This window comes from Nocardia sp. bgisy118, assembly GCF_057708605.1.
In genome coordinates, this window is the sequence record NZ_JBYISM010000022.1 from 1 (window position 1) to 19,562 (window position 19,562).

General features: G+C 69.8%; 16 protein-coding genes. 6 read left to right on the forward strand and 10 right to left on the reverse strand.

All coding sequences use genetic code 11. The features are described from left to right. Window positions 1-89: 89 nt before the first annotated feature. Window positions 90-2,552, reverse strand: coding sequence for an MFS transporter (locus AC3EO7_RS24610; protein ID WP_435592544.1), 2,463 nt, complete (start codon window positions 2,550-2,552; stop codon window positions 90-92). A 436-nt stretch (window positions 2,553-2,988) separates the two neighbouring features. Between AC3EO7_RS24610 and AC3EO7_RS24615 the strand changes: the two genes are divergently transcribed. After that, window positions 2,989-4,290: a diguanylate cyclase domain-containing protein gene (locus AC3EO7_RS24615; RefSeq protein ID WP_435592491.1), complete on the forward strand. Its 1,302-nt coding sequence runs from the start codon at window positions 2,989-2,991 to the stop codon at window positions 4,288-4,290. Here the strand turns inward: AC3EO7_RS24615 and AC3EO7_RS24620 are convergent. Beyond that, on the reverse strand, window positions 4,266-5,504 hold the full coding sequence (locus tag AC3EO7_RS24620) for a PucR family transcriptional regulator (RefSeq protein WP_435592492.1): 1,239 nt from the start codon (window positions 5,502-5,504) through the stop codon (window positions 4,266-4,268). The two genes, AC3EO7_RS24615 and AC3EO7_RS24620, sit on opposite strands and share 25 nt — an antisense overlap. Before the next feature lie 283 nt (window positions 5,505-5,787). Here AC3EO7_RS24620 and AC3EO7_RS24625 point away from each other — a divergent pair, with 283 nt between their 5' ends. Beyond that, window positions 5,788-6,915 (forward strand): esterase/lipase family protein, encoded by a 1,128-nt coding sequence (locus AC3EO7_RS24625; RefSeq protein ID WP_431962330.1) that lies wholly within the window; start codon window positions 5,788-5,790, stop codon window positions 6,913-6,915. A gap of 3 nt (window positions 6,916-6,918) precedes the next feature. Here AC3EO7_RS24625 and AC3EO7_RS24630 read toward each other — a convergent pair whose 3' ends face one another. After that, window positions 6,919-8,058: an acyl-CoA dehydrogenase family protein gene (locus AC3EO7_RS24630; protein ID WP_431962328.1), complete on the reverse strand. Its 1,140-nt coding sequence runs from the start codon at window positions 8,056-8,058 to the stop codon at window positions 6,919-6,921. Window positions 8,059-8,160: 102 nt separating this feature from the next. Between AC3EO7_RS24630 and AC3EO7_RS24635 the strand changes: the two genes are divergently transcribed. Both AC3EO7_RS24635 and AC3EO7_RS24640 read left to right on the forward strand, forming a co-directional pair. Next, the gene (locus AC3EO7_RS24635; protein ID WP_435592493.1) at window positions 8,161-8,769 is read left to right on the forward strand and encodes a TetR/AcrR family transcriptional regulator; all 609 of its coding nucleotides are present in this window, start codon (window positions 8,161-8,163) and stop codon (window positions 8,767-8,769) included. 132 nt (window positions 8,770-8,901) lie between these two features. Continuing rightward, complete coding sequence (locus tag AC3EO7_RS24640) at window positions 8,902-10,599, forward strand: GMC oxidoreductase (RefSeq protein ID WP_431962324.1); 1,698 nt, start codon at window positions 8,902-8,904, stop codon at window positions 10,597-10,599. A gap of 31 nt (window positions 10,600-10,630) precedes the next feature. On the opposite strand, the gene AC3EO7_RS24645 is transcribed toward AC3EO7_RS24640, so the two are convergent. From AC3EO7_RS24645 to AC3EO7_RS24655, 3 genes are all read right to left on the reverse strand, one after another. Then, window positions 10,631-12,316, reverse strand: coding sequence for an FAD-binding dehydrogenase (locus AC3EO7_RS24645; RefSeq protein ID WP_435592494.1), 1,686 nt, complete (start codon window positions 12,314-12,316; stop codon window positions 10,631-10,633). A gap of 2 nt (window positions 12,317-12,318) precedes the next feature. Beyond that, a complete protein-coding gene (locus AC3EO7_RS24650; protein ID WP_431962320.1) occupies window positions 12,319-12,957 on the reverse strand; it encodes a TetR/AcrR family transcriptional regulator in 639 nt (212 codons plus the stop codon). Between the two features lie 149 nt (window positions 12,958-13,106). Next, window positions 13,107-13,799 carry a DUF8176 domain-containing protein gene (locus AC3EO7_RS24655; protein WP_435592495.1) on the reverse strand — a complete coding sequence of 231 codons (693 nt, stop codon included), beginning with the start codon at window positions 13,797-13,799 and terminating at the stop codon, window positions 13,107-13,109. A 324-nt stretch (window positions 13,800-14,123) separates the two neighbouring features. On the opposite strand from AC3EO7_RS24655, the gene AC3EO7_RS24660 reads away from it, so the two are divergent. After that, window positions 14,124-14,762 (forward strand): TetR/AcrR family transcriptional regulator, encoded by a 639-nt coding sequence (locus tag AC3EO7_RS24660; RefSeq protein WP_431962316.1) that lies wholly within the window; start codon window positions 14,124-14,126, stop codon window positions 14,760-14,762. A 31-nt stretch (window positions 14,763-14,793) separates the two neighbouring features. Here the strand turns inward: AC3EO7_RS24660 and AC3EO7_RS24665 are convergent, their stop codons facing one another. Both AC3EO7_RS24665 and AC3EO7_RS24670 read right to left on the reverse strand, forming a co-directional pair. Further along, window positions 14,794-15,633 carry a DUF72 domain-containing protein gene (locus AC3EO7_RS24665; protein ID WP_431962314.1) on the reverse strand — a complete coding sequence of 280 codons (840 nt, stop codon included), beginning with the start codon at window positions 15,631-15,633 and terminating at the stop codon, window positions 14,794-14,796. Window positions 15,634-15,643: 10 nt separating this feature from the next. Continuing rightward, the gene (locus AC3EO7_RS24670) at window positions 15,644-16,960 is read right to left on the reverse strand and encodes a hypothetical protein (RefSeq protein WP_435592497.1); all 1,317 of its coding nucleotides are present in this window, start codon (window positions 16,958-16,960) and stop codon (window positions 15,644-15,646) included. Window positions 16,961-17,084: 124 nt separating this feature from the next. On the opposite strand from AC3EO7_RS24670, the gene AC3EO7_RS24675 reads away from it, so the two are divergent. Further along, window positions 17,085-18,104: a 1-aminocyclopropane-1-carboxylate deaminase/D-cysteine desulfhydrase gene (locus AC3EO7_RS24675; RefSeq protein WP_435592498.1), complete on the forward strand. Its 1,020-nt coding sequence runs from the start codon at window positions 17,085-17,087 to the stop codon at window positions 18,102-18,104. A gap of 13 nt (window positions 18,105-18,117) precedes the next feature. Here the strand turns inward: AC3EO7_RS24675 and AC3EO7_RS24680 are convergent, their stop codons facing one another. Beyond that, the gene (locus tag AC3EO7_RS24680) at window positions 18,118-18,624 is read right to left on the reverse strand and encodes an Rv3235 family protein (RefSeq protein ID WP_431962308.1); all 507 of its coding nucleotides are present in this window, start codon (window positions 18,622-18,624) and stop codon (window positions 18,118-18,120) included. Window positions 18,625-18,700: 76 nt separating this feature from the next. Then, window positions 18,701-19,318, reverse strand: coding sequence for a TetR/AcrR family transcriptional regulator (locus AC3EO7_RS24685; protein ID WP_435592499.1), 618 nt, complete (start codon window positions 19,316-19,318; stop codon window positions 18,701-18,703). Window positions 19,319-19,562: the final 244 nt, after the last annotated feature.

The following is a 19,562-nucleotide window of genomic DNA, read 5'->3' on the forward strand; positions in this document are numbered from 1 at the left end:
CGAAGAGGCCGAACTCCTGCTCGGCTACGAGGTGAGCCGCGGCGGCGATCCGGCGCGGCGATCCGAACCGGCGAACTGACCGGCCGCGCTCAGTCCTCACCGTCGCGGCCGTAGCCGAGCCGCACGTCGTGCACGGCCTCGCCGCCCGACACCGTCACCCGGCTCGTCACCGGCGGATATCCGCGCGCGACCACGGTGTACTGGCCCTCGGCAAGGTCCTGCACGACGTAGCGGCCGTTGGCGTCGGTGCGCACCGTCGCCGTGAGATCGCCCGCCAAGTCCAGCAGCATGATCTGCGCGTCCGGCACCGCCCTGCCGTCGGCCAGCGCCGACCCGGCCAGCACCGCGTTCGGCTCCATGTCGATGTCGTGGCGCAGCAGGCCGCTGTCCGGCACGGTGAGCGTGGTCGCGTGCGGGCGCATGTGCTCGGCGAGCGCGACCATCGTGTAGGTGCCCGAGACCACCCCGTGGCAGACGTAGGCGCCGTCGTCCGCGGTGACGGTGGCCCCGACGACCTCGCCCTGCCGATCGGTCAGCGTGACGGTCGCGCCGCCGAGCGAATTTCCGCTGCCCGCGGATCTGACCGTCCCGGAGAGCGCACCGGAGCCACTCAGCTTCACGTCGAGTTCCTGTGGCCACGAACCGGCCACGATGCTGACCGCGGTCGGCTGATGTCCGGCCGCGGCCGCGATCAGCACGTAGGTGCTCGCGTCCGGCACGTCGATGGCGTAGGAGCCGTTCGTGTCGCCCACCGCCCTGGCGATCTGACGCCCGCCCTTGTCGATCAACGTCAGCGCCGCGTCCGGCACCGGGTGCCCGTCCTCGTGCTGGATGCGGCCGAACAACGAGCGGGACTCGGCCGCGGCGGCGAGCACCGGTTCCGGTTCGGAGAAGACCTCGGCGGCGCCAGCCCACACCTGCGCCTCCTCCCAGCTCGACGAGCCCTTCGCGCCGTCGGGGCCATCCGGCGGCACGATCGGATCATCTTGCAGCGGAATCTCTTTCATGAACATCAGCACGACGCCCGCGAGCACGGCCACCGCGGCGGCGACGTAGAACACGCCCTGCATGGAGTCGGTGAAACCGACCAGGATCGGCACGCGCAGATCCGCGGGCATGGCGGCGAGCTCGCCGGTGTTGCTCTGCAACTCGCCGAGCCTGGCGGCGTCGAAACCGTCCGGCAGCCGCCCGCCGAAGGCGTCGACAATGCGGCCGGGTAGCAGGTTGAACAGGATGGTCAGGAAGATCGCGACGCCGAGGGTGCCGCCCATCTGCCGGAAGAAGGTGGCCGCGGCGGTCGAGACGCCCATGTCGGTGCGCGGACCCGCGTTCTGCGCGGCGATGATCAACGTCTGCATGCAGGCGCCGAGCCCGCAGCCGATCACACCGCCGTACAGCAGCGGCTCCCACAGCGGGCTGTCGTAGCGCACCCCGCCGTGCAGCACCGCGCCGAGCGCGATCAGGAAGCAGCCCGCCACCGGCAGGATCTTGTACTTGCCGGTGAGCTTGGTGATGATCCCGGCGATCTGCGAGCCGACCATGATCCCGACCACCAGCGGCAGCATCAGCAAGCCCGCCTTGGTCGGCGAATATCCGCGCACCACTTGGAAATACAGCGGCACGAGCACGATCGCGCCGAACATCGCGACGCCGACGATGAAGCCGCCCACGATGGACACACTGAAGGTGGAGTTGCGGAACAACCGCAGCGGAATCAGCGCCGCGTCCTTCATCAGGAATTCCACCAGCACGAACAGCACGAGACCGGCCGCGCCGACGCCGTAGCAGAGCAGCGCCCGATCCGAGCTCCAGCCCCACTCCCTGCCCTGTTCGGCGACGATCAGCAGCGGGACGACGCACACCGTGAGGGTCAGCGCCCCGAACCAGTCGATGCGATGCGGCTGCCGCTGATGCGGCACATTCAGCACCTTGGCGACCACCAGGAAAGCGACCACGCCGATGGGCACGTTCACCAGGAACACCCAGCGCCAGCCTTCCAGGCCCGCGAGCTCGTCGTAGCCGGAGAACAGTCCGCCGAGCACCGGCCCCAGCACGGTGGACGAGCCGAACACCACCATGAAATAGCCTTGGTACCTGACCCTTTCGCGGGCCGGGACGATATCGCCGACGATGGTGAAGGCCAGCGACATCAGGCCGCCCGCGCCGAGACCCTGGAACGCGCGGAACGCGGCGAGTTCGTACATCGAGGTGGCGAAGGTACAGGCCACCGAGCCTGCCACGAACAGCCCGATCGCGGTGAGGTACCACGGTTTACGGCCGTAGATGTCGGCGAGTTTGCCGTAGAGCGGCGTGGTGATGGTCGCGGTGATCAGGTATGCCGTTGTCGCCCAGGCCTGTTCGTCGAATCCGTGCAGGCTGTTGGCGATCGGCACGATCGCGACGCTCACGATGTTCTGGTCCAACGCGGCCAGGAAGATGCCGAGCAGCAGGCCGGAGAGGATGGTGAGAATCTGCCGATGCGACAGCTGCGTGCCTGCCTCGGCCGCCAGGTCCGGCGTCGGCGCCGGAGCCTGGATGGTCGTATTGGTCATGTAGATGCCCTGGTTCTGATCGTCCAACGGTTGCGATCTTGCGTTCGGAACAAAGCGCATCCGGCGGCCGCGCGCACTCGCGCGCGACCAAGCCATGCGCCACAAGCGATCTGCTGTGTCGTACTGATAGATCAAGGGGATGCTGCGACGCGGCGAGCTTACCGGTGGACGGCACGGCCTCTTTAACGAGGCTAAGCAGCGCGCTGGTCAGGGCGCCCCGCGACGCGAGCTCGGTGATTGCTGTTCATTAACCGCGGGCGGTATCCTTGACCTTCGATACCAACTAGTCTCATAATCTCGCTCTCGGCTAGTGGATGGCAGCACCGTTACCTCGTTCGGATCGGCAGGGTGGGCGATCGCCGGACCCGGCGGGGTTCCAAGCACTGTGGATTGATGTGGACACCGACCGCGCGTCGTTCGTCGAACGGGGATTCGCATGGACGAGAAGAAGACCATGGTGGGCGATCCGGAGCAGGCGGCCGAGCGGTACCGTTCGCTGGTCGAACACTCTCCCGATGCCATTTGCGTGCACGAACGCGGCGTCGTCGTGTATCTCAACCCGGCCGGCGTGCGCCTGGTGGGCGCCCGGTCCGCGGACGAGATCGTCGGACGCCCGGTCAGCGATTTCATCGCACCTGATTCCGTCGCCTCGACCCTGGCCAGGATCGACGGGTTGCGCGGCAACGGCGACGCGTCCGAACGAGCCGTGCTCACGCTGCTGCACGCCGACGGCGGCCGCGTACCGGTGCAGACCGTCTCGGTGCTCACCGTCTGGCAGGGCAGGCGCGCGTACCAGGTGGTGCTGCACGATCTGAGCGCGCAGCACGCGGCCGAGCAGGCCCAACGCCGAGCCGAGCAGCACTTCAGCGCGATCGTCTCGCAGCTGGAGGAGGGCGTCATCGTGATCAGCAGGCAGGGCATGATCGAATCGATCAACCCGGCCGCGCTGCGCATATTCGGTTGTCGCGGTGGACAACTCGTCGGCGCCCGGTTCGACAGGCTACCGCTGCGCATGGTCGACACCGAGGGCGTCCCGCTACCCGCCATCCGGCATCCGGTCGCGCGGACGATGGCGACCGGCGAGCCGGTCACCCGCTTCGTCTTCGGCGTGGACGGCACCGATCATCACCGCCGCTGGCTGACGGGCAGCTGCAGGCTGCTCGATCCGGCCGACCGGACATCGCCGGTGGTGAGCTCGTTCACCGACATCACCGCCACCCGCGCCAGCCAGCGCGAGCTGCAGTATCAGGCCACCCACGACGGGCTGACCGGGCTGCTCAACCGGAATACCATCCTGTCCGCCCTCGACACCGCCCTCGCCCATCCCGCGGGCGGCACGCTGTCGGCCGTGCTGTTCGTCGATCTCGACGGGTTCAAGGCCATCAACGACGGGCACGGACACGTGGTCGGCGACGTCGTCCTGCAGGTCGTGGCGCAGCGCCTGCGGCGGGCCGTGCGACACGGCGATCTGGTCGGCAGGCTGGGCGGCGACGAGTTCCTCGTCCTGCTCTGCGGACACGAGATCGGCCCGGGGCCGATCGTCCGGCGGCTCGCCGCCTCGGTCGCCGAACCGATTGTCGCCCAAGGACAACGGCTCGCGATGCGGGCCTCGATCGGGGTCACCACGATCGCGCCGGGCGATCCGCGCACCGCCACCGAGATCCTGCACGACGCCGACACCGCGATGTACCGCGAGAAGGCCGCCGCGAGCGCTCAGGGGCGATCGACCGCCGGATAGAGCCGGTGGATGGTGAGCGCCGCGGCGAGCATCCGCGAGTTGGTGGGTTCGGCGGGGTCGATGCCGGTGAGCTCGGCGATGCGGCGCAGCCGGTAGCTGAACGTGTTGGGGTGCACGTGCAGGCACGCGGCGGCGGCCTTGCGGTCCGAGCCGTACTCCAGATGGGCCTCCAGCGCCTCCAGCAGGTGCGGATTGCGCAGCAGCGGGGCGATGCGCTGGGCCAGCCGGTCGCGCGCCGGGCCCGGCCTGGTGAGCTGGTACTCGAGGAGCAGATCGTCGAGCTGGTAGCGGCCGGTCGGGCGGTTGAGCAGCCTGGCCAGCGTCGCCACCTCGGCGGCCTGCTCCGCGGAGCCGGGGAGATCGGCGCGCGGCACGCCGCGACACTCGGCGAGGTAGACCTGGGTGCCGAACTGCTCGGCGAGCTCGGTGGCGAGGCCGCGATGGCGCGCGGCATCCGCTTTGGCGGATTCGGAGTGGTTGGGCAGCAAGGCGATTCCGCTCGAGCCGTCGAAGGTGACCAGCGCGGTGCCGTTGCTGAGCGTGTCCAGCGTGCGGTGCAGGACGCGGATGCGGCGGCGGGCGACCAGGTCGGCCACCGTATGCGGTTGCTCGTCCGGACGCAGGTGGATGGCGAGCACGGTGTAGCGATCGGTCAGCGGCGTATCGGCGCGAGCCGCGAGTTCCTCGGCGGGCAGCCCGCGCAGCAAGGCCGTACACAGTTCGCGGCGCGCCTCGCGCTCGGCGTTGTAGATGGACTGCTCGACCTCGGTGTAGGTCTCGACGACGACGATGTTGATGTGCATCAGCAGGTCGAGCAGTCGCGAGCCGACGACGACCAGCTCGTCCTTCTCGTCGGGCCTGGCCTGCGCGGCGGCCTCGGCGAGCACCGACTGCGCCGAGCCGTGCATCGCCTCGATCAGGAGACCCAGCGGGAAGCGGTCCTCGGCGTGCCGCTCGGCGACGGGGACCACGAACCCGGCGACCTCGGCCCTGGTGAACTCGCGTCGTTCGCCGATGGCCTGGAGCACGGCGCGGCCGCAGGCGTAGATGGTCGGCAACACCTCGGCGGTGAAATGGCCCGCGGGCAATTCCGACGCGGGCGGCGTGGCGCCGAGACCCGCGGCGAGCATGCGCTCCGCGATCTGCGGCCACCTGGTCAGCAATCGGGACACCAGCGGGAGGTCCCCGGTGACCGGGGGTGAAGCGACAGCCATGGCCCGATTGTTACCCACGACAGGGTTGACGACAATGCGTCCGTCGCCACGGCCAAGAACTTTGTCGCAGGCGACAAGGGCCCGTCGACTTTCTTCGTCCTGGCGTGCAGTGACGCGATAGACCATCCGGTCTTACATTTTCATCACCGCCGTCGCGAGATGGCGCGCGTCACAGACGACGTCCAATTGTGAGCTGCGCCATAGTAATTCCCTCGGGGGGCGGCAGTCGAGCTGATGGGAAGTACGAAAGATGTTTGCAACGAGGCAACGAAGCAGGCGTGCCATGGCCTGCGCCGCGATGATCGCGGGGCTCGCGCTGGCGCAGGGATCGGGCGCGGGGGTGACGATCGCGAACCCGGCCGTCGAGGGGAGCGTCGAGTCGACAGCGCAGGCGCTCGCCGACGCCATCGACGCCGGGCTGCTGCCCGCGGCCGACGGCAGGCAGCCGAAGGCGATCGTCGACACCGGCTCCGGCTCCGGCTGGGCCAAGAGCACCTCCTCGGCGGCCATCGGCGAGGGGCCGGAGATGACCGCGGCGCTCGCCGCGTTCGCCTACGGTCTCACCCACCCGGACGCCGCGCCCGCGGGCGCGAACCGGTGGGACTGCAAGCCGAGCGCCGCACACCCGAACCCGGTGGTGCTGCTGCACGGCACCTGGCTCAACGCCTACGACACCTTCGCCTACATGTCGCCGCGGCTGGCGCGCGCCGGGTATTGCGTGTTCGCCTTCAACTTCGGCCGCTCCGGGCTGATGGAAGGCGGCGGTCTCGGCGCGGTGCTGCCGGGCCGGTTCGGCGTGGGGCCGATGGAGGAATCCTCGCGCCAGCTCGCCGAATTCGTCGAACAGGTGCGCGGCGCGACCGGCGCGGACAAGGTCGACATCATCGGGCACTCGCAGGGCGGCACGGTGGCCAATCGGTACCTGAAGTTCGACGGCGGTGAGGGCAAGGTCGGCAAGCTGATCAGCTTCGGCGCCACCCACCACGGCACCTCGCTGATGGGCATCGCCACGCTGGGCAGGGCGATCAACAACCTCGGCGTGAACATCCTCGGCTTCTACGAGCCCATCGTCGGGCTGTCGAATATTCAGCAGGCGGTCGGCTCGTCGTTCTACGCCACGCTGAACGCCGTGGGCGACACCGTCCCCGGGGTGGCCTACACCTCCGTCGGCTCGCGCTGGGACGAGATCTCCAACCCCTACGACTGGACCTTCCTGACGGCGGGCCCGGACGCCACCGTGGACAACATCACCCTCCAGGCGGGCTGCGAGCAGGACATCTCCGACCACCTGACCATGATGTACTCACCCCGCTCCACCTCGATCGCGCTGCGCGCGCTCGACCCGGCGGCGCAGTCGGAGCTGGCGTGCGCCTTCAACCCGTGGTTGATCGGTGGTGGCGGCGGCCTCTGAGGATCAGCGGGCCAGGTCTCTGGCGATGACCAAACGCTGAATCTGGTTGGTGCCCTCGAAGATCTGGGTGATCTTGGCCTCGCGCATGTAGCGCTCGACCGGGAAATCCTGGGTGTAGCCGTAGCCGCCGAAGACCTGCACCGCGTCGGTGGTGACCTTCATGGCGGCGTCGGTGGCGACCAGTTTCGCGACGCTGGCCTGCCGCGAATAGGGTAGGCCCGCGTCGCGGCGGCGGGCGGCGTCCAGATAGGTCGCGCGGGCGGAGTCCACGGCGGCGGCCATGTCGGCCAGGACGAAGCCGAGGCCCTGGTGGTCGATGATGCGGTGGCCGAACGCCTCGCGTTCCTTGGCATAGGCCACCGCGTCGTCCAGGGCGCGCTGAGCGAGGCCGGTCGCCACGGCGGCGATGCCGAGCCGTCCGGAATCCAAGGCGCTGAACGCGATCGAGAGGCCCTGCCCCTCGTCGCCGATCAGCCGCTCGGCGGGCAGGAAGGCGCCGTCGTAGGCGGCGGTGGTGGTGGGCACCGCGCGCAGACCCATCTTCTCCTCGGGCTTGCCGAAGCTCAGCCCCTGGGTGCCCGCGGGAACCAGGAAGCAGGAGACGCCGCGAGAGCCCTCGCCGGTGCGGGCGAACAGGGTGTAGTAGTCCGCCCTGCCGCCGTTGGTGATCCACGCTTTCGAGCCGTCGACGCGGTATCCGCCCTCGACGGCGGTGGCCTTGCAGCGCAGCGCCGCCGCGTCGGATCCCGCGTGCGCCTCGGAGAGGCTGTAGGCGCCGATCACGTTGCCGGACAACATCTCGGGCAGCCAGCGCTGCCGCTGTTCCGGCGTGCCGAAGACGAACAGCGGGTGACACGAGAGGCTGTGCACGCTGACCGCGACGGCCACCGCCGCCCACCGGGCCGCCAGCTCCTCCAGCACCTGCAGGTACACCTCGTAGGGCTGCGCGCCGCCGCCGAACTCCTCCGGGTAGGGCAGGCTCAGCAGCCCGGCCGCGCCCAGCGCGCGGAACGCCTCCTCGGGGTACTGCTGCCGCTTCTCGAACTCCGCCGCGTGCGGCTCCAGCACCTTGTCGGCGATCTCCCTGGTGAGCTCGATCAGATCGCGGGCTTCCTCGGTGGGCAGCAGTCGGTCGACAGGCATCTCATCATCTCCGCGGCAGGGTGGTCGGCTTGCCAACACATTATGGCCAACATCCAATTGCATGCAAGGAAGCATGTACTTTTTGCCGGTTATACTGCTCGAATGGTTTCCGAGCTGCCGCCGAACAAGCACCAGGAGAAGAGTCTGCGGACGCGCGCGCAGCTGCTGGACGCGGCGATCGACAGCCTCGCCGAGGTGGGCTACGGCGGCGCCTCCATCGCCGACATCACCGCCCGCGCCGGCGTCACCCGCGGCGCCCAGCTGCACCACTTCCACACCCGCCAAGAGCTGTTCGCGCAGACCATCGGGCATCTCACCGAGCGCCAGCGCCAGGCGCTGCACCGCCGCCTGCGCACCGTGCCCGCGGAGACGGCGGCCGGCGCCGTGCTCGTCGAGCTGGTGACCGCCACCTTCGCGGGCAAACTCGGCCGCGCCTGCGTCGAGCTCTACGTCGGGATCGCCAACGACCGCGAGCTGCGCCGCGAAATGCTGCGCGTCCAACACGATCTCACCGTCGAACTGCTCGACCGCTGCGCCGCCCTGGTCGGCCCCGACATTTCCCGCGATCGCCTCGACTCCGCCTTCTGGCTCACCATCAACCTCGTCCGCGGCGCCACCCTGGACGAAATGGTCGGCCGCGACCGCGCTCGTCGTAAACAGGCGCTCGCCGACTGGACCGACCTCGTCGAACTGGCCCTGCGCCGGACCTAGGCCCGATCGGGCGGGCGCACACCCGATGGCCGGAAATGTCGATTTCTTGGCCGCAGGTCTGTCCTGTCACCGGGCCGCTCGCTCCTAGCGTTGGTGCACGAACGTGAGCGGCAACGAGGAAGGCGCGGGTCCATGACATTCGACTACGACGTGGTGGTCGTCGGTTCGGGGTTCGGCGGCAGCGTCACCGCGCTGCGCCTGACCGAGAAGGGTTACCGGGTCGGCGTGCTGGAGGCGGGCCGGCGCTTCACCGACGAAGAGTTCGCCGAAACCTCCTGGCGCATCAGGAAATATCTCTGGGCGCCACGATTCGGTTGCTTCGGCATCCAGCGCCTGGCGCTGCTGAAGGACACCTTCGTGATGGCGGGCGCGGGCGTGGGCGGCGGCTCGCTGGTCTATGCGAACACCCTCTACGAGCCGCCGGAGCGGTTCTTCACCGATCGCCAGTGGGGCCACATCACCGATTGGCGCGCGGAACTGACGCCGCACTACGACCAGGCCAAGCGCATGCTGGGCGTGACGACCAACCCGGCGACGACCCAGTCCGACCGGGTGTTGCGCGAGGTCGCCGCGGATCTCGGCGTCGCCGACTCCTACCGCAGCACGCCGGTCGGCGTCTTCTTCGGCGGTGCGGGCGTCCGGCCGGGACAGGACGTGCCCGACCCGTACTTCGGCGGCGCCGGACCGGACCGGCGGGCCTGCACGCACTGCGGCGAGTGCATGACCGGCTGCCGCCACAACGCGAAGAACACCCTGGTCAAGAACTACCTGTATCTGGCGGAAAAGGCGGGCGCCACGGTGCATCCCCTCACCACGGTGACCGACGTGCGTCCCCGCGAAGGCGGCGGCTTCACGATCACCACGCAGCGCACCGGGCGCACGGTGCGCAGACGACGCCGGGAGTTCACGGCCGAGCAGGTGGTCTTCTCCGCCGCCGCGCTCGGCACCCAGCGCCTGCTGCATCGCTTGCGCGACACCGGCTCGCTGCCCGCGATCTCGGAGATGCTCGGACAACTCTCGCGCACCAACTCCGAGGAACTGCTCGGGGCGCGCAGCCGCCGCGGGGACAGCGATTTCACCAAGGGCGTCGCCATCACCTCGTCGATCCACCCCGACGACGACACCCATGTCGAACCGGTGCGCTATGGCAAAGGCAGCAACGCCCTCTCGCTGATGGCGACCGTGATGGTCAGCGGCGACACCCCGCGCATCGGGCTGTGGGTGCGCGCGCTGTGGCGCAACCGCCGCGACGTGCTGCGCGCGCACACCCCGCGGCACTGGTCGGAGCAGACCATCGGCCTGCTGGTGATGCAGTCGGTGGACAACTCCATCACGACCTACACCAAGCGAAACTGGTTCGGCCGCCGCACGATGACCACGAAACAGGGTGCGGGCCAACCCAACCCGACTTGGGTGCCGTCCGGGCACGAGGTGGCGCGGCGGGTGGCCGACAAGATCGACGGCTTCCCCCTCGGCACCACCTCCGGTGTCCTGAACATCCCGATGACCGGGCACTTCATCGGCGGCTGCGTGATCGGCGACTCGCCGCGAACCGGCGTCGTCGATCCGTACCACCGGCTCTACGGGCACCCCGGGCTGCACGTCGTGGACGGCTCGACGATCTCGGCGAACCTCGGGGTCAATCCGTCGCTGACCATCACCGCGCAGGCCGAGCGCGCGGTCTCGTTGTGGCCCAACAAGGGTGAGGCCGACCCGCGACCCGCGCTCGGCGCACCCTACCGGCGCATGGACCCGATCCCGCCGCGCCGCCCGGTGGTCCCGCCGAGCGCACCGGCGGCGTTGCGGCTCCCGATCGAACCGGTGCGCTGAGCCGCACCGGTGACCGGGTCGCCGCCGGGCGTCAGGCGAGCTTCTTCGCCAACGCCCGGCCAGCGGCGCGACCGGAGAAGATGCAGCCGCCGAGGAAGGTGCCTTCCAGCGCGTTGTAGCCGTGCACGCCGCCGCCGCCGAAGCCCGCGACCTCGCCTGCGGCGTAGAGGCCGGGCAGCGGGGCGCCGTCCGGCCGAATCACCTGGGAGTCGAGGTCGGTCTGCAAGCCGCCGAGCGTCTTGCGGGTCAGGATGTTCAACCGCACCGCGATCAGCGGGCCCGCCTTGGGATCGAGGATGCGGTGCGGCTTGGCGACGCGGCCCGCCTTGTCCCCGAAGTACTGGCGGGCGTTGGTGATCGCCATCAGCTGGGCGTCCTTGCCGTACTTGTTGCCGATCTCGCGATCACGCGCGACGATCTGACGCTCCAGGTCGTCGTAGTCCAGCTGGGGTCCGCGCGCGATCTTGTTCATGCCGTCGACCAGCTCGCGCAGCGTGTCGGCGACGACGAAATCGACGCCGTGCTGCTTGAACGCCTCCACCGGGCCCGGCGCGCCCTTGGCCACCCGGCTCTTGAGGGTGAGCTTGAGATCCTTGCCCGTGATGTCGGGGTTCTGCTCGGAACCCGACAGCGCGAACTCCTTCTCGATGATCGACTGGGTCAGCACGAACCAGGAGTAGTCGTAACCGGTGGCCAGGATCTCCTTCATCGTGGAGTTGGTGTCGAATCCGGGGAAACACGGTGCGGGCAAACGCTTTCCGTTGGCGTCGAACCACAGCGAGGACGGACCGGGGATGATCCGGATGGCGTGGTCCGGCCAGATCGGATCCCAGTTGTTGATGCCTTCGGTGTAGTGCCACATGCGATCCCGGTTGACGATCGCGCCGCCCGCGGTCTCCGAGATGGCGAGCATGCGACCGTCGACGTGCGCGGGGACGCCGGAGATGAGCGTCTCCGGGCAGGGACCGAGCCGCTCGGTGGGCCAGTTGCGCCGGATCATCTCGTGGTTGTGGCCGATACCGCCGGAGGTGACCACGACGGCCTTCGCGCGGAACTCGAACTCCCCCACCTCCGTTCGCGAGGATGCCTTACCCCGCTCCAGGTCGGTGTCCTCCAGGACCGCGCCGCGCACGCCGACCACCGCGCCGTCCTCGACGATCAACTCGTCCACCCGGTGCCGGAAGCTGAAGCCGGCCAGCCCGCGCTGCTCCCCTTCGAGCACCGGCTCCTGGAAGACCCGCACCACCTCGGGACCGGTGCCCCAGGTGAGGTGGAAGCGCGGCACCGAATTGCCGTGGCCGTCGGCCAGCGCGCCGCCGCGCTCGGCCCAGCCCACCAGCGGCGTCACCCGCAAACCCAAGGCGTGCAGGTAATCCCGCTTCTCGGTGGCCGCGAACCGCACGTACGCCTCGGCCCACTGCCGCGCCCAGTGGTCCTCGTCGTCGCGGTCGAATCCGGCCGACCCCAGCCAGTCCTGCAGCGCCAGTTCGTAGGAGTCCTTGATACCGAGGCGGCGCTGCTCCGGGCTGTCGACGAAGAACAGCCCGCCCAGCGACCAGAAGGCCTGCCCGCCGAGGTTGTTGCGGTTCTCCTGGTCGAGCAGGTGCACCTTGCGGCCCGCCTTGACCAGCTCGTAGGCGGCGACCAGGCCGGACAGGCCCGCGCCGACCACGATCACATCGGCCTCGCGCGCGAATTCGGGACTGCAATTGGTCATGTTCATCCTTCGATTGGCGTGCTGTAGGCCAGCACGACGTGGCAGAAGAGATCGGTGCGCCGCCGCTGGGCGGTGCGGCTGCGCGGTTCCATCAGCACCTGCACCGCGGTGCCGTCGTGTACGGCCACCATCGCCTGGCCGAGCGCCCCCGGGTCGGGCACGGCGCGCCCGAACCGGGCGAGCGTGCCGACCACGGCGGGCATCAGCGCCGCGACGATCGCGTCCTCGCGGGCGGCCATCACCCGGCGCAGCGCCGGTGTGCGCAGCGCGTGGCTGGTGAACTCCGCCGTGATGCGGTACCACGCATCGTCCAGCGGGACGGCACGCAGCAGGCGGTCCACCACGTCGCGGAGGTCGGCGACGCCATCGACCGAGATGTCGTCGAGAGCAGTGCCGACATCGGCGAGCATCGCCGCCGAGCGTTCCTCCCACATGGCGAGGAACAGCTCGTCGAGCGAGGTGAAGTTCGAGTAGAACGCGCCACGGGTGAAACCAGCGCGCTCGCAGACCCGCTCCACCGTGGCGCGGCCGAACCCGTCCTCGGCGAAGACCTCGTACGCGGCGGTGAGCAGCCGTTTCCTGGTCGCCACCCGTCTTCGAGTGGCCGGACGCGCCGATGTCTCCCCGGGGGACGACGCCATGGTGACTCCTCTCGGCGACGCGCGGTTCGATACCGAATGCGCGGTTCGATACGTGAGCGTATTCGATACACGAGTGTATTCGATACGAGAATGTATCAGCGCTCGAGCGCGCGAGAACAGGGAACGACGCGGAAAGTCCCGAGGGAGAGTTACCGGTCCGGCGGGGCGATCTTGCTGATCAGGACGTCGTCGCCGCGCGGGGTCACCGTCACGAACTGCCGGTAGGTGCGCACGACGGCGTCCGGGCGGGTCTCGGTGATCACGACGTCGAAGCGGCCGTCCGGCAGCGGCAGCACCAGCACGCAGTGCCGCGCGCCAGGGGGGACCGAGGCGATGCCCGCGTCGATGAGGTCGACGCGGGACACGGCGGCGTCGGGCGTGGTGACCGCCCGCGCCTTCGCGCCGGACTTGGTCACGTAGTAGGCGTGCTGGAAGGCCAGGATCGCGTCGGGTCCGCTGGCGAGCGAGCCGGTGCCGTTGCCGCGCACCAGCTGATCGGATCTGGTCGGCTCGCAGCCGGGTCCACCGCCGAGCACCGGGTCGGCGACCGTGGCCGACTGGCGCGGCTCGGTCACCTCCGCCGCGTACACCAGCACCACCGCCACCGCCGCGAGCGACGCGCAGATGGTGGCGCCGCCGAAGAGCCACGGGCGGCGCCGGTTTCGCGGTCGTCCACGCCGCGGCGGCGGCCTGCGGCGCTTCGGCGCTCGTAGCGGCTGCCCGACCTGTTGCGGCGGAATCATGCCTGGCCACAACGGCACCGTCGGCGCGTCCCGCCCGCGGCGCAGCGCACCGCGACGCGCGACAGTGCGGCCGCCGAGATCGAACGCGTTCGACGCCATGACTCCGCCGCACCCTCCGTATCAATGCCATTGCGCAATAACAAGATTGCACAGATGCGCCGAAAATGACGGCCGAATGGCGCAGACGGGCTGAAGACCACACGGCACACGCCGTGTGCCGGTTCCGGTACCCTCGCTGCACCGGTGGGGTTGGCGTCGTCGCAACGGCGTGCCGGTCACGGGCGGTGGTCGCGGACAAGGTGGTTCACGAACTGTCGCCGCCCGGGTGGGAGCTGAGGCGACACGATCGGCGGGGCCGTGTCCGATCTCGATCGTTTCGACAGAGAGGCACACATGCGCCGAGAGCAGGCGACCATGCGTCCGATGACGCTGCCGAGAAGCGGATTCGCCGAGCGGCACCGTGCGACCCGCCAAGCGGTCCTCGCCTCGCAGCGGGGCAGGCTCATCGCTGCGATGGTGGAAAGCGTGCAGGCCAAAGGCTATTCGGCCACGACGCTCTCCGACGTCGTCGGCCGGGCCAGGGTCTCGCGCAGCACCTTCTACGAGCATTTCGCCAACAAGGAGGAGTGTTTCGTCGAGGCCGTGCACACCGGCATCGACATCGTCGCGACGCGTATCGCGGAGGAACTGGCCCAGCTCCCTCCGGATGCCGACGCCCGCATCAAGATCCGCTCGATCGTGAACACTTACTGCGAAATGATCGCCGCCGAACCGGATTTCGCGTTCATCGTGCTGGTGGAATCGTTCAAGGTCGACCAGGCCGCCGTGGCCTACCGCGACCTCGCCGTCGACCGCTTCGCCGAGCTCTACCGGGTCTTCTACAACCAGGCGCGCGCGGCCGATCCCACCCTGCCGGAGCTGGCGGACGAGCTGATCGCGCTCATCCCGGAGGCGATCGGCGAGCGGACCCGCCGCAGGATGGTCTCGGACGGACCGGCGCGAGTGCCCGAATTGGCGCCGCTGTTCGTGGATTTCGCGTCCACGGTGCTCGGTATCCCCTGAAGCGGCGAAGTAGTCGCTGACGCAGCGGAATTCAGAACAGCGTCATCGGCTCGTCCGCCACCGGTTCGGGCAGCGGGTCGAGTTCCGGGAGCCGGGCGCGAACCTCGTCGTGGAAGCGTCTGGCCAAGTCCAAGGCCCCCGCGTTGTCCGGGGTGTGCAGAAATACCGTCGGCGAGCGGCCCTCGCGCAACCAGGCGGTCACCATGTCGAGCCACGGACGCCACCCCGCCACGGTGCGATCGATGTCGTCGCGACCGTGGTATCGCACGATCGGATGTTCGGTGAGCGCGGCGGTGCGCCGGGGCACCCGGGGCTTCTTCGACCGTGCCTCCTGCTCCGCGGGGCCCGCCGCGACGCCGTCGAAAAGCACTGTGGTGTCGAAGGTTATCCACTCCGCGCCGACGCGGCCGAGCACGCGCTCCAGCGCCTGGCCCGCGCGATGGTCCTCGAAGAACGCCGGGTGCCTGACCTCGACGCCGCACCGGTACGCCGGAGCCAGCTCGCGCAGGAAGGCGGCGAGCGCGCCGAGATCGGTCGGGCCGAACGAGCCGGGCAGCTGCACCCAGAGCGTGTGCAGGCGCGGCCCGAGCGGCTCCATCGCCGCGAGGAAGGCACGCAGTTCCCGGTCGGCGCCTGCGAGTCTGCGCTCATGGGTGATCGGCTTGGGCAGCTTCACCACGAAACGGAAGTCGGGCGCGGTCTGCTCGGCCCAGGATTCGACGGTGTGGCGCGCCGGGGTCGCGTAGAACGTGGTGTTGCCCTCGACCGCGGTGCAGCGATCGGCGTACCAGCGCAACCGCTGCGCGGGCCCCAGCTGCCGCTCCTGCCATGCCGCGTGCGTCCACATCGCACATCCCACGTGAAGCCGCATGGCAGCGACGTTAGCGCGCGGCGGGGCGGGCGGCGTCGGCGGACTCCGCCTCGGACTCCTCGGTGCGCAGCCGGTACAGCAGCATCACCACGAGCGTGCAACCACCGGTGATCAAGATCGCCGTCAGGCCGGGCACCGTGGCGAGCAGCCGGTCGGGATTGGCATAGCCGCGCGGGATGTCCAGCTCACCGCCGAAGATGCGGCCACGGAGCGCGACGACCACGCCGGGCACGAACAGCAGCGAGAGGGCGAGCACCTTGCTCGGGCTCTGGATGGGCTGCGCTGTACCGAAGCAATATCCGGTGATCAGCGCCAGCGCCAGACAGCCGGTGATGGTCGCCGCGGGCGTCAGGCCTTCGGGCCGCGCGGCGGCCGTGGCGAAAGCGCTGAGGATCGCGGTGGCCGCCAGCCCGGCCATCGGCATCGGGCGGTACAAACCGAGCATCATGCCGCCGACCGTGGCCCCGATCAGCAACGGCACCGTCCACCCCGACAGACCGGTCATCAGGATCGCGCCACCGGCCGCCGCGATGGCCGCACTGAGGGCGACGATCACTCCGTCGCGGCCGGGCAGCAGCAGCGCCGCGACCAGCACCGTGACCACCGTGATGGCGGCGACGAGCAGCACCTCGAACAGCGTCGAGCCCCGGCGGACCAGCCACTCCGAGCTTCCGAGGGTGATGAGCATGGTCAGCAACACCGCGATGATCGGCCGCAGTGGCAGCTCGACCGCGATCACCGATTCGCGGCGCCGGTGCCGGTTCAGCAGAGTGCATATCAGCACCAGGGCGACGGTCGGCCAGAGCAGCCACAGCGGCGGCGAGTCCGTCACCAAGCCTGCGGGCTCCTCCGGCTCGGCCGGGTGACCGATGCCTGGCACGCTCAAATCGCCGATGACGATGCTGGTGAGTGCGCCGAGGGTGGCCGCGCCCGCGTACACCATGTGCCGCTGCGCCGCTGTCATCAACCCGCCGAGCAGCATTCCGCCCGCCAGCGAATCGATGTCGTTGAGCGTGGTCAGCGGGGCCAGTGAGGAGAAGCTGCGGCCCAACATGTGATTCGTCAGTAGCACGAACGTGCCGAACAGCGCCACCAGCCACGCCACCACCGCCGAGTCGGCGGTGTAGGTGAAGACCGCGGCCATCACGGCGACGATGAAGCCGATCGCGGTCGCCCTCGGCATGTTGTGCGCCAGCAGCTGCATCTGCACCGTCGCTGTCCCGTGCGCCACCAATGCCAGCGAGATCGGTGTGGTGAGCGCAAGTCCACCCACCACGGCGGCGACGAACGCCGTGATCAGCTCGACCGCACCCGTGCAGTGTCGCACCAGGTCAAAGGTAGTTCAGTCAACGGGCAAACGGTTGATTACCGGCACATGCGTGTCACTGAGTGGACCGAGCGGCGCGATTCGACCCGCACCGACGGCCACCGCGTCGTAGGCTGAAGACGCCATGAAACTGGACAATCGACCAACATCCTCGCTGCTGCACGCGCGCCTTCCCGAGGTCGGGGACAACCTGCCTTTCCACCGGCTCGGCGCCGCGCCGACATCGGTCCGGCCGCTGCCCGGGCTGACGACCGGCGTCGCTCCGGTCTGGCTGAAGGACGAGAGCGGCTACGGCGACGGCGGCTGGGGCGGCAACAAGGTGCGCAAGCTGGAATGGCTGCTACCCGAGGCGATTCGCACCGGTCGCCGCACCTTGCTCACAGTGGGCGGCATCGGCACCAACTGGGGTCTGGCCGCCGCGCTGTACGGGCGTGACCTCGGACTGCACACGGTGCTCGCACTCATCGATCAACCGGTCGACGAGCACGTGCGGGCACAGCTGGTCCGGCTCGCGGCCTCCGGCGCGGAAATCCACCGCACGCACACGAAATCGCGGACCGTCCTCACCGCTCCGCTGCTGTACGCCAAGCACTGGCGACCGGGCGCTGCGCCGTACTACCTGCCCGCAGGCGGCTCCGCGCCGCTCGGCGTACTCGGTTACGTCGAGGCGGGATTGGAGATCGCCGCCCAGGTCCGCGCGGGCATCCTGCCCGAACCTTCGCACGTCGTCACCGCGATCGGCTCCGGCGGGACGGCGGCCGGGCTGGTTGTCGGCCTGCGGCTGGCGGGGCTGCGCACCCGCGTGTTCGGCGTCGTCGTCAACGACACGCTGCGCCTCGACGCACCCGCGCTGCTCGGCTTGGCCGACCGCACCATCGCCCTGCTGCGCGAGCGCGGCGCCCGATTCGACGCGCCCGCGATCTCGGCGGACGATCTCGAGCTCACCAAGGACTGGCTCGGCCCCGGCTACGGCCATCCGATCCCCGCGGCCGCCGAAGCCGCCGCGATCGCCCACGACAACGAGGGACTCGACCTCGAGCCGGTGTACACCGCGAAGGCGCTCGCCGCGCTGCTCGCCCGCAATGCCGACGGCGGTTTCGGCGCGGGTCCGGTGCTGTTCCTGAACACCAACGGTCCCCGCTGAGCATCCCGCCGGTTCACCGGACGCGCAGCGCGGTCACCCGCCACCCCGAGGCGCGGCTGTGGACGATGCGCCCGGCCAGCGCGAAGCGCCGCTGCCCGCGGTCGTACCCGGCGAAGACTTCGGCGGTGCGCGCGTCGACCGGCGTCACGGCGACGCGCGCCAAGACGGCGACGCCCAAACCGCGTCCCGGCGCGAGCTCCCCGGCGATCAGGGTGCGCACCGCCGACACCACCGCACCGTCCGCGACGGACGCCAGCTGGCCGATCGGCCTGCGCTGATCGAGCACCTCCAGGGTCATGCGCAACGCGCGCTCGGCGAACTTTCGTGCCGAGACGACCATTTCGTCCCGGTCCGCCGCGTGCGACTCGCGGACGGCACGCTGCACTCCCGCCCCGGCGACCGCGGGCGTCGCGCCGCGCGGGCGCACCCGGCACGACCGGGGTCGCGGCGGCGCGTGGAAGCCGCGCAGCGGCGGCTCGTTGTGCGGAGCAGGCGACAACGCCTGGTGATCGTCGGACATCCGGCACCCCCTGATCTCGGACAGCTTGTCACTCGCCGATTCTGCTCACCCGAGCCGCGATCGCTTGAGTAGTGGACTACCCGAAATCGGACCGCCCAGGATGGTCCGCGTGCAGCAGCGCCGCGAGGGCGCGCCGAACGGCGGCGGACGCGGCCGCGCGGGAGAGTCCGCGCCGTTCCACCAGGTGATGCCGGAACGGCCAGCCGACGGTGGCGTCGATCGTGTCGAGCAGCTGCTCGTCGGGTTTGCCGGACCGGGTCAGCTCGGCGCGGAAGGCCTGCGCGAGCGCGGCGCGAATACGCCTGTCGGTCAGTCGCATTCGCGCGTCGAGCGCAGGCAGGCTGTGCGATTCCAGCAGGCCGAGCACCCGCGGGTTGCGCTGGAGCGCGAAGATGTCGGCGCTCTGCTCCACGACCAGATCGATGCGGGTATCCAGCGGTAGTTCGGGGTCGATGGTCCGGATCAGGGCCTCGACCTGTTCGGACTGCCGGTCGACGGCGGCGATGCGCAGCTCGTCGATGCCGGGAAAGTGGACGAAGATGCTGCGCTCGGAGGCGCCCGCGCGCTGCGCGATGTCCTTGGCCGTCGGCGCGAAGACGCCCTCTTTCACTGCGGCCAGCAGGGCGTCGATGATCGCGCCCCGGGTCTGCTCCGGATTGCGGCGCCGTCGCGCGCCGGTTGTGCCCTCACCCATGACCGCATCCGATCACAGATCGCCCTTGCGGCGGCGACCGGGCAGGAAGGTGTCGGCGGCAGTCGGCGGCGAGATCACTATTGCAGTATCACTGTAATAGTACGTATGGTCGACCGAACGCCGACGGACGGCGGCTGTCGGGCACATGCCGACGGGACGAGCGAGGAGCGTGCATGGTCGAGCGGGAGAACGAGGAGACCGCGGCCCGGCGGGTGTCCCGGCGCGGCGTATTCGGCGTCGGCGC